The following is a 9,944-nucleotide window of genomic DNA, read 5'->3' as shown; positions in this document are numbered from 1 at the left end:
GCCGCGGACCCTGGACGCGCTCACCGGCCGCGCCTTCGACGTGGTGCTGATGGAGGAGAACAACGGCGACCGCCCGGGGTTCGGCGAACACCTCGACCTGGCGGGGTTCGCGGACGTGCTCGCGCAACTGCGGCGACGCGACGCAGTGATCGACACGACCAGGGTCATCGCCGTCCATCTGAGCCACCGCAACCCGCCCGGTGGGGAACTCGGCCGGCGGTTGGCGCCGATGGGAGCGGAGATCCATCCCGACGGCACCGTGCTGGACGTCACACCTGCCGCCGCGGTGTTCCGCGGAACACCGATTTCCTCGCGCCCGCCGCGGCCCTACCGCGTTCTCGTCACCGGGGGCACGAGATCCGGCAAGTCCGCGGAGGCCGAGCGACGTCTGGCCGCCTGGCCGGACGTGATGTACGTGGCCACGGCCGGGCCGGTGATACCGGGTGACGCCGAGTGGGCGGCCCGCGTGGCCGCCCACTCGGTTCGCCGCCCGTCCCACTGGAGGACCGTGGAGACCGCCGACCTGGTGCCGCTGCTGCGTACGGACGGCCCGCCGCTGCTGATCGACTGCCTCACCCTGTGGCTGACCGCCGACCTCGGGGACTGGCCCGCCCGCCTGGAGGAGCTCGCGGCAGCGTGGCGGGACACCCGCCGCCATGTGGTCGCGGTCACGAACGAGGTCGGCTCCGGGATCGTGCCCACGACCGCGGTCGGACGCCGCTTCCGTGACGCCCTCGGCCATGTCAACGCGGCGATCGCGGCCGAGTCCGACGAAGTCTGGCACGTCGTCGTCGGCATTCCCACCCGCCTGCGCTGACAGGCGGTCGTCACGGCGACAGCCGGCCGTAGGTGGAAACCATCGTCATAACAACGGTTCCTACCTACGGAGGCCGGTGAACCCCGCTGAACCCGAGGCCTTTCCGCATCCGGGCATCGACCAGTCGCCCTAGGGCCTGCGCAGTGCAACCGCGGGTTCGGTCGCGGCAACCACACCGGGTGGGCCGAACGACGTCACAGGTATGGGGCCGATAATTCTCAACCAGCGGCGACCCGCCGACGAGCTGCCCACCGGAGGAGAAGCGATCATGGTTTTTCGCGCATCCTCGGGGTCGGACCGTCGCAGACCGGACATCCACGGGGGAACCGGAACCATCGACACGAATGCAAAGCCGCCGGACACTTACCCCAGGCGGGGGATAAACATCTGGAGTCCCCCATGGGCATTGATCGTCGAAGGTTCACGACCGCCGGCGGTCTTACCGCTGCCGCTGTCATGGCCACCTCCGGATCAACCCGGACAGGTCGGATCATGAGCCATCGCACCGGCCACATCGCGGATGACAACCTGGCCAGGCTCGGCAGTGCCATGCAGGCCCTGGTCACCGGATACGGGTCGACCCCGCCGGCGCAGACGGCGTTGCAGGCATGGAATCTCAGCCGGCACATCGGTGCCATGACGCGCTGGGGGAAGAATCTCCACGCCGGGCGCGACTGGCAGGCGCTGCACTCCCGCATCCTCGTCCTGGAAGGCAACGCGCTCATCGACGCGGGCGACACGGCCAGCGGAATCCGCGCGCTCACCCACGCGGAAGCGGTCGCCGAGCTGATCGGGGACTGGCCGACGATCGCACACGCCCATGCCGTCCGCGCGATGGCGGCACGGGCTCTCGAACGGTGGCAGACCGCGCTCGATCTCGCCCGGGAGGGACAGCGGTACGCCGGTAGCTCACCCGTGGCGGTGATGCTGGCCCTCGGCGAAGCGTCCGCGCGGGCGCGACTCGGCGACACCGTGGGCACGGTCTCCACGGTCGGCCGGGCACAGGAACTCATGGACCGCCTACCGACCGACGCGCACGGCACGCCCGCATACTCCCTGGACAGCTACCATCCCACGCTGTTCGCGACCATGGCGGCCAGCGTCCTCGTCCTGGCCCGCCAGACCTACGCCGCCGCGCCGTTCCTGTCGGAGGCCCGCGAACGGGTCGGTGACAGCGCCACAAGCGGCGGGTTGACGCCCCTGGTGCACATCGTCGCCGCGGACGCCGCTCTTTCCCGCACCCGCGTGGACGTCGAGGAGGCCGAACAGCACGTCACCAACGCGGTGGCCGCCTCGGCCGGCCGTCCGGCCGCATGGGTTGGCGCGGAGGTGGCCCACCTCGCGGCGCAGGCCGCCCGCCACGGCGCCGACTGGTCCGACCTGGTCGAGCTCACGTCCGCGTGGGACGGCTCCAGGCAATGAGATCCTCCGTCCCGACGAGTTCGAACAGGTAGAGGCCACCGGCGCCGGCGACGACCAGTCCCCGCGAGTCCGGCAGCCAGCAACAGGCCCGGGCCGCACCGTCGACCCGGGCCACCGCGACGCAGTGCCAGGTTGCCACATCCCAGACGCGCACCGTGTTCCCGCAGTCCGAGGCGAGCCAACGCCCGTCGGGGCTCACCGCGCAGGACCGCGCCGCGCCGACGTGACCGTGCAGGACCGCACGTTGCGCCCCGGTCACCGCGTCCCACACCCGCACGGTCCGGTCCGACCCGGCGGAGGCGAACCACGTGCCGTCCGAGGCGATCCCGCATCCGATCACCATGTCGTCGTGGCCTTCCGCGGCGAACCGCAAGGTGCGGGTCGCGACGTCCCAGACGCGCACCGACGCGTCGTCACCGACCGACACCACCCATGTTCCATCCGGGCTCACCGCACACCCGGACACCGACTTCCGATGTCCGGTGAGGCTGCCCGTCCAGGTCGCGTCGGCAACGTCCCAGAACCGCAGCGAGCCGTCGTCGCATGCCACGACCAGCCAGGAACCGTCCGGAGCCACCGCCCACGAGGTCAGCGCCACGCCCGGGACCGACAGCCGCGCCGTGACCGTCCCGGTGCCGGCGTCTCGCAGGCAGGCGACGCCGGCCGAAAGCGGGACGGCGAACCACGACCCGTCCGGCGCGACCGCACACGCGGCCCGTGGCGGGGCCGTCTCCCCCGCCAGGGTGAACAGCGACGTACCGGAAGCGGTGTCCCAGCCGCAGACGGTCCCGTCGTCGGTCACGGACACGATCCGCGAGCCGTCCGGACTCACCGCGCAGGCACGGGCCGGTTCGCTCCGCAGCCCGCCGACGCCCGCCGACTCACCGACCCGGCTGTCACGGCCCGCGGGCCAGACCTCGTCGGCCGCTGCCAGCACCTCCGGCGGGACGTCCCAGATCCGCACGACGCCGTAACGCCCACCCGAGGCGAGCCACAACCCGTCGGCGGCGACCGTGCACGCCGCGGAACCACCCGACGGGCCGGCGAACGCGGCCAGCAGTCGGCAGGTGCGGACATCCCAGATCCGCACCGTGCCGTCCCAGCCGGCGGCGGCGAGCCAGGACCCGTCCGGATCGACCGCGCAGGCCCGGACGAGGCCGCCCCCGTCCAACACCGCCCGCTGCCCGCCGGTGGCCATATCCCAGATCCGCACGTTCGCGTCCGAGCCCGCCGAGACCAGCCATGAGCCGTCCGGGGCGACCGCGCAGGCGAGCACCGACCCGGCCCCGGTGTGGATCACTCGTCCAGCCTCACCGGTACGGGCGTCCCACATCCGGATCTCGGCGTCGTCACCGGAGGAGACGAGCGACCGGCCGTCCGGAGTCATCACACAGACCCGGGCCGCACCGCGATGGCCGGCGAGAACGAACCGGGAGGAACCGCGACCCGCGTCCGGATCCCAGACCCGGACGCTCCCGTCGGCGCCCGCCGAGACCAGCCATGAGCCGTCCGGCGCAACCGCGCAGCCGAACACCGCCCCGTCGTGGCCGGTCAGTTCACGTCGGACAGCACCGGTCGCGACATCCCAGATCCGCACCACCGCGTCCGCACCGGCCGACACCAACCAGCGGTCATCAGGCGAGATCGCGACAGCGTGGACCGTCCCGGTATGCCCGGTCAGGATGCGCCGCGATGCACCGAGGGTCGTGTCCCAGATCCGGATCGTGGCATCGTCTCCGGCCGAGGCGAGCCACGACCCGTCTCGGGCGATGGCGATCGTCCGCACCCAGCGCTGGTGGCCGGGCAGCACCCGGCGCAGCGCCGGGTCCGGCTGGTCCGGACGGCGCCAGCGGTTGACCAGGCGTGGGCCCAGCGCTGTCGCGGCGAGAGCCTCGCACACCGGGGCCAGCACCTCGATGCCGTCCAGCCTGCTGAGCAGGATCGCGGCCAGCGAACCCTCGGGTTCGACCGGGCCGAGCAGGTGCACTGCCTGCACGAGCGCGCGCCGCAGCGCCGGCAGGGCCGGGTCGTCGGTGACCACCCGCTCGGCATGGGCGAGATCGGCTTCGGCGGACACCGGGCCGAGCGCCGGACGGGCGAGCTTCGCGAGCGTCCAGCGCAGATCACGCATGAGCGCGCGCAGATCATCCACCCGGCCGGCCTCGGCCAGGTGGTAGACGAGATGCGCCCAGAGGTAGGGGACGGTTTCGGGGAGATTCCACCACGGCGGCGGCCCGTCGTCCGCGAGCCCGGACGACGCGAACCCGGACGACGCGAACCCGGACGACGCGAGCCGCGCCCGCACGGCGTCCAGGAGAATCCCGTTGAGTTCCCGCAGGCGTTCCCCGCCGACCCGGGAGCGCAGGTAGGAACGCAGCACGTCCTGCATGAGCAACGACTGGGGGCCGTGACGGTAGGCCAGCACCAGGGACAGGTCCGCGAACTCCTCACAGAGGTCGTCGACCTCGTCGGCGTCCAGGTCCCCGGTCGCACCCCAGAGGATCTCCAGGGTCGCCCGGGGGATGTCAACGTCCTCCGGGAAGATCGCAAGCTCGAGGTAACGGTCGAGCTGTTCACCGGTGAGCAGGGCGAGACTCGCGGACAGGGTGGCCTCGACCGCCTGCGCCCGATCCTCCGGCCGGCTCACGTCCAGCGCGGTCGGCCCGCGCCGTTCCAGCCGCCGCGCCACGCGCTCCGCCGCCCGGTCGGGGGCGACACCGTCACGCACATGCCGGACCAGCGCACGGTTCACCAGCGCGAGCAGGACCGGCCACCGACCGGTCAGGACCAGTAGCCGCCGGGTGTGGACCACCGGGACCCTTGCCCCGAGACCGACCGTCAGCAGCTCGTACGCCTCGTCACGGGTCATGGCCGGGACGTCGACGACGTCCGCGGCCGGTGGCAGATCCCGCAACCGGGTGGTGATCAGACGCACACACCCCGGTCCTCCCTGCAGGAAGGGCCGAAGCTGGCCGCGCTGCCACACGTCGTCCACGACCAGCAGACGGTCCTCGTCACCGAGCAGTTCACCGAGCCGGAAGCCGGCCTGTTCAGGGTCGGACAGCGCAGGCCGGACGCCGGACAGCGCCTCACTCAGATCGTTGATCTTTTCCGCGAGCTGCGCGCCCGCCAGCGACTCGCCGAGAGTGACCCACAGGACCCCGCCGGGAAACCGCTCGACGATCTCGGCACGGCGGCAGACCTCCGCGGCGAGCGTGGTCTTGCCGAACCCACCCGCGCCGTGGAGAACCAGCGGCCGGCGCTCGGCCCTGCCCGCCGTCCGCAGGAGCCGGCGGAGCACCCTGGTGGAAAGAACCGGTCTTGCGACCACCGTGCCATGGCGGTCGGGGACCATCCACGGTCGGCGCGCCATACCCGGCCGGGAGAGCGTCCGCCGACCGTTGTCCTCGAAACCGGCAGCGAGCCGCTGACTCTCCCGCAGCTTCACCAGGGCGTCCAGCACGGCGGTCTCCAGGTCCGCCGCGGTCCGGAAACCCGCCGTGATGATCCCGCTGTCGCGCAGCCGGGCGCGGAACCGGTCCTGACGGTCGCCGTAGGCGAAGTCCACGAACTTGCGGAACGGGACCTCCGCGTCGTCGTCGAGCAGGAAAACCAGGCGTGGACGACCCGCGGCCGTCGCGGCGTTGAACTCAAGCTCGGTGAAGGAGACCTCGGGTGAGTCCGGGACCGGCGAACCGTACCGGAATCCGACCAGCCCCACGTAGACGTGGCATTCGCTCGCCTGCTGGACGCAGAAGTCGGACGGCTTGTCATCGCGGGCACCGAAGTGCGCCATGTCGATCGCCCGGTCCCCGGCCCGGGTGACCGCACGCTCGGCCGCCGCCACGAACGACATGTCCCGTGGGAACGAGGTCAACTCCGCGGTGTGGCTCAGAAACACCTTGCGTTCCAGACCCGGCACACCCGGCAAACTACCGGATTTCCTCACGATTACCGGCCATCCCGGGCGCCCGGTGGCCCATCAGGTAGTAAAGACGCTGTGCAGACCAAGGACACTGGGCCGGTTCCGGCCCTCGACACCGACGCGATGACCGCAGCCCGGCAGCGGCAGGCAGCGCTGACCAAGCCCCCGGGCGCTCTCGGACGACTCGAGGAGATCTCGATCTGGCTTGCCGGTGTCCAGGCGGTCTGCCCGCCGCGACCCTTCCGGCGCATCCGGGCGATCGTGATCGCCGGTGATCACGGCATCGCGCGCACGGGTGTCTCGGCGTTCGCGCCGGAGGTCACCGCGCAGATGGTGGCGAACTTCGCCGCCGGCGGCGCCGCGGTGAACGTCCTGGCCCGCACGGTCGGCGCGTCCGTACGGGTCGTCGACGTGAGCGTGGACACCGACAAACCGGGCGCGCCGGGCGGGGTGGACGGGACGGCGCCCGCCGAGCGTTACCGGGTCCGCCGGAGCAGCGGGCGGATCGACGTCGAGGACGCCCTCACCGCGGACGAGGTCTCCCGCGCGTTCGACGTCGGCCGTGCCGTCGCAGACGAGGAGGTGGATGCGGGCGCCGACCTGCTCATCCCCGGCGATATGGGCATCGGGAACACCACCGCGTCCGCGGCGGTCGTCGCCACCCTGCTCGACCGGGAACCGATCGAGGTCGTCGGGCGCGGAACCGGCATCGACGACTCCCGATGGATGCTCAAGACCGCCGCGATCCGGGACGCGATGCGCCGTGGCCGGCCGTGGGCCGACGATCCGCTGGCGCTGCTGCGGGTGGCCGGGGGCGCGGACCTGGCCGCGCTCGCGGGCCTGCTCGTCCAGGCGGCGGTCCGCCGGACCCCGGTGGTGCTCGACGGTGTCGTCGTCTGCGCGGCGGCGCTGGCCGCCGAGGCGTACGCGCCGGGGTCGAAGGCGTGGTGGATCGCCGGTACCCGTTCGACCGAACCCGCGCAGCACCTCACCCTGGCCTCACTCGGCCTCGAACCCCTTCTTGACCTGGGCCTGCGGCTCGGAGAGGGCACCGGGGCGATGCTCGCGGTCAACCTGCTGGTGGCCGCGCAGGCGACCCTCGCCGACATGGCCACTTTCGACCAGGCGGGGGTCAGCGACAAGGCGGACGGCAAGGCCGGCGACAAGGCCGGCGACAGGTCGGGCACGGACCCGGACGACACCCCCACCCCGGACGCGACGTGACGGCGGAGACCCGGACGATCTTCGCCCTGCTGTCGGTGCTGCCGGTTCGCGGACCCCGCGACCTCGACCGGCGGACCATCGGGCGAGCCATGGCGTTCGCGCCGCTGGTCGGCCTCGTTCTCGGTGTCATCACCGCCCTTGTCGTGCTCGGCTTCCGGCTCTTCACGAAGGTGCCCGACCCGACACCCCAGAACCTGCTGCCGGCCGTCATCGGGATCGCCACCCTGGCGTTGCTGACCCGCGGTCTGCACCTGGACGGGCTCGCCGATGTCGCCGACGGTTTCGGTGCCGGCCAGGACCGCGCACTGACCGCGATGCGCGATTCGCGGATCGGCGCGTTCGGCGCGCTGGCCCTGGTGTTCGTGGTGCTGGTGCAGGTAGCCGCGCTGTCGCTGGCGATCAGCGAACACCGCGGCACCGTGTCGATCGTGGTCGCGGCGATGACCGGACGGCTCGCGGCGACACTCGCCTGTGCCTCGCGGGCGCCGGCCGCGCACCCCGACGGGCTCGGCGCCCTCGTCGCCGGCTCCGTGCGGCCACGCCACGCGGTCCTCTCCGTCCTCGGGGTCGCCGTGGTCGCCGCCGTCGCCGGACGACTCGACATCGACGGCGGCGACACCAGCCGCGCGGTGCGCGCGGTGCTCGCCGTGGCGGCCGGGACGGCCGCGGGCTGGCTGCTGCGGCGGTACCTGATCCGCTACCTCGGCGGTATCACCGGGGATGTGCTCGGCGCCCTCGTCGAGGTCGCGACGTCGGTCACGCTGGTGTTCATGAGCCTGAACGTCCCCTACGGGGTGAAGCACCGCCTCGGCCTGATCTAGCGCCTCTCCGATCGCAATGCCCGGCTCACGCTGACAGACGGGCGATCAGCCTGGCCGCGTACAGGAGGCAGCGGGACACCCCGACCACGCCGGAAATCATGGTCGCCGGTGCTGGCCGCTGACCCGACTTCGCGTGGGCCTGACCTACTCCGGTCTCGGGGCCTGACCTACTTCGGGGAGGCGGTCACGAACGGCGGCCGTACCACGGTCATGGCCGACGAACGTCCCCGCACGTCCACCCGGACGGTGTCCCCCTCGCCGACCCCGCGGTCGAGCAGGGCGAGCCCGATACCGGTGCGCAACGTCGGCGAGAACGTCCCGCTGGTGACCTCACCCGCGGGGGAACCGTCCCGGTCGTACACCGTCATGTGCGGCCTCGGGATGGCGCGGTCGGTCGAGCGCAGGCCCCACAACAGCCGCGACGGGCCGGACGCCCGCTCGGCCAGCAGCGCGTCCCGGCCCCAAAACCGTGGCTTGCCCCAGCCGACCGCCCAGCCGGCCCGCGCCTGCACCGGGGTGATCGAGGGCGAGAGGTCCTGGCCGTGCAGCGGGTAACCCATCTCGGTCCGCAGGGTGTCGCGGGCGCCGAGCCCGCAGGGCAGCACCCCCAGCGACGCGCCGGCCGCCGCGAGCGCGTCCCACAGCGCCGGGGTGTCCGCCCAGCGCGACACGAGCTCGAACCCGTGCTCACCGGTGTATCCGGAGCGGCACACCACGATGTCGGCACCGACGCTGTTGCCGGCACCGGTCCAGCCGGCCCGGACGAAGCTCATGTAGGCGCCGTCGACGGGCAGGCCCAGCGACGCCACCAGCTCGGCCGACCGCGGCCCCTGCACCGCGATCACACCGAAGGCCGTGTGCAGGTTGTCAACGGCCACACCGGGTGGCGCGGCCGCGGCGAGACGGCGGACGACCTCGGCGGTGTTCGCCGCGTTGGGAACCAGGAAGACGTCGGTGTCGGAGAACAGGTAGGCGATGAGGTCGTCGACCACGCCACCGGTCTCCTCCTCGCAGCACAGGGTGTACTGCGCCTGACCGGGCCCGATGCGGGCGAGGTCGCCGGTGAGGGTGGCGTTGACGAAGGCGGCGGCGCCCGGACCGTGTACCCGGGCCTTGCCCAGATGGCTGACGTCGAACATCCCGACCGCGGACCGGACCGCCGCGTGTTCCCTCAGCACACCGCCGCCGGGGTATTCGATCGGCATTTCCCAGCCACCGAAATCGGCCAGTTTCGCGCCGAGCGCCACATGGCGGTCGTGCAGCGGAGACCGCAACAGCTCACCCATGCCGGCAGGCTAACCCCGCATAGCAGCTTCGCGACGATGCGGGGACCCAACCCCACCCCGATCCGGGAACCCCGAGCTCTGCGGCGGGCCACCGACCAGAACTCGCCGATCCGCGTTTTCCGTAGGCTCGCGGCATGACCACGACTGCCGTGACGACCTCATCCGTGCTGGATCTCGACACCGACGCGCTGGTGATCGGTGTGGCGGCAGGTGAGGACGGTCCCGTCCCGCTCGGCGGCAGCGAATCCCTGGACGCGGCGCTCGGCGGTCGCCTGCGCCGCGTGCTGGCCGACCTCGGCGCGACCGGCAGGGCGGGCGACCTCGTCCGTTTCGCGACGCTCGACATCCTGGCGGTCCCGACCGTGGTCGCGGTCGGGGTCGGCACGGTCGGGGTCGGCACGGTCGGGGTCGGCACGGTCGGGGTCGGCACGGTCGGGGTCGGCACGGTA

7 protein-coding genes are annotated in these 9,944 nt (G+C 72.4%); 5 read left to right on the top strand and 2 right to left on the bottom strand.

Features of this window, described 5'->3' with window-relative positions:
• Together NBW77_RS20985 and NBW77_RS20980 are read left to right on the top strand one after the other, a co-directional pair.
• The coding region (locus NBW77_RS20985; RefSeq protein WP_250280200.1) for a bifunctional adenosylcobinamide kinase/adenosylcobinamide-phosphate guanylyltransferase at positions 1–817 on the top strand (817 nt) is incomplete at its 5' end.
• A 492-nt stretch (positions 818–1,309) separates the two neighbouring features.
• Positions 1,310–2,239: a hypothetical protein gene (locus NBW77_RS20980; protein ID WP_131747490.1), complete on the top strand. Its 930-nt coding sequence runs from the start codon at positions 1,310–1,312 to the stop codon at positions 2,237–2,239.
• On the opposite strand, the gene NBW77_RS22175 is transcribed toward NBW77_RS20980, so the two are convergent.
• A complete protein-coding gene (locus NBW77_RS22175; protein ID WP_284346969.1) occupies positions 2,208–6,188 on the bottom strand; it encodes a DUF4062 domain-containing protein in 3,981 nt (1,326 codons plus the stop codon). The two genes, NBW77_RS20980 and NBW77_RS22175, sit on opposite strands and share 32 nt — an antisense overlap.
• Before the next feature lie 99 nt (positions 6,189–6,287).
• Here NBW77_RS22175 and cobT point away from each other — a divergent pair, with 99 nt between their 5' ends.
• Positions 6,288–7,388, top strand: a complete 1,101-nt coding sequence (cobT, locus tag NBW77_RS20965) for a nicotinate-nucleotide--dimethylbenzimidazole phosphoribosyltransferase (protein ID WP_250280201.1) — start codon at positions 6,288–6,290, stop codon at positions 7,386–7,388.
• Entirely contained in the window at positions 7,385–8,209 is an 825-nt protein-coding gene (gene cobS / locus NBW77_RS20960; protein ID WP_250280199.1) for an adenosylcobinamide-GDP ribazoletransferase, read from the top strand. Before cobT ends, cobS begins: the two co-directional genes overlap by 4 nt.
• Positions 8,210–8,376: 167 nt before the next feature.
• Here the strand turns inward: cobS and gcvT are convergent, their stop codons facing one another.
• The gene (gene gcvT / locus NBW77_RS20955; protein ID WP_131747491.1) at positions 8,377–9,495 is read right to left on the bottom strand and encodes a glycine cleavage system aminomethyltransferase GcvT; all 1,119 of its coding nucleotides are present in this window, start codon (positions 9,493–9,495) and stop codon (positions 8,377–8,379) included.
• A gap of 134 nt (positions 9,496–9,629) precedes the next feature.
• On the opposite strand from gcvT, the gene NBW77_RS20950 reads away from it, so the two are divergent.
• The coding region (locus tag NBW77_RS20950; RefSeq protein WP_284346967.1) for a M17 family peptidase N-terminal domain-containing protein at positions 9,630–9,944 on the top strand (315 nt) is incomplete at its 3' end.

Source organism: Frankia sp. Cppng1_Ct_nod (genome assembly GCF_920656135.1).
GTDB lineage: Bacteria > Actinomycetota > Actinomycetes > Frankiales > Frankiaceae > Protofrankia > Protofrankia meridionalis.
This window is presented reverse-complemented; position numbering and strand designations above follow the sequence as displayed.

Bases quoted from the DNA above. Each gene is read 5' to 3' on its own strand.
- NBW77_RS20980 (WP_131747490.1), top strand. From the start codon at position 1,310: ATGAGCCATCGCACCGGCCACATCGCGGATGACAACCTGGCCAGGCTC.
- cobT (WP_250280201.1), top strand. From the start codon at position 6,288: ATGACCGCAGCCCGGCAGCGGCAGGCAGCGCTGACCAAGCCCCCGGGC.
- gcvT (WP_131747491.1), bottom strand. From the start codon at position 9,495: ATGGGTGAGCTGTTGCGGTCTCCGCTGCACGACCGCCATGTGGCGCTC.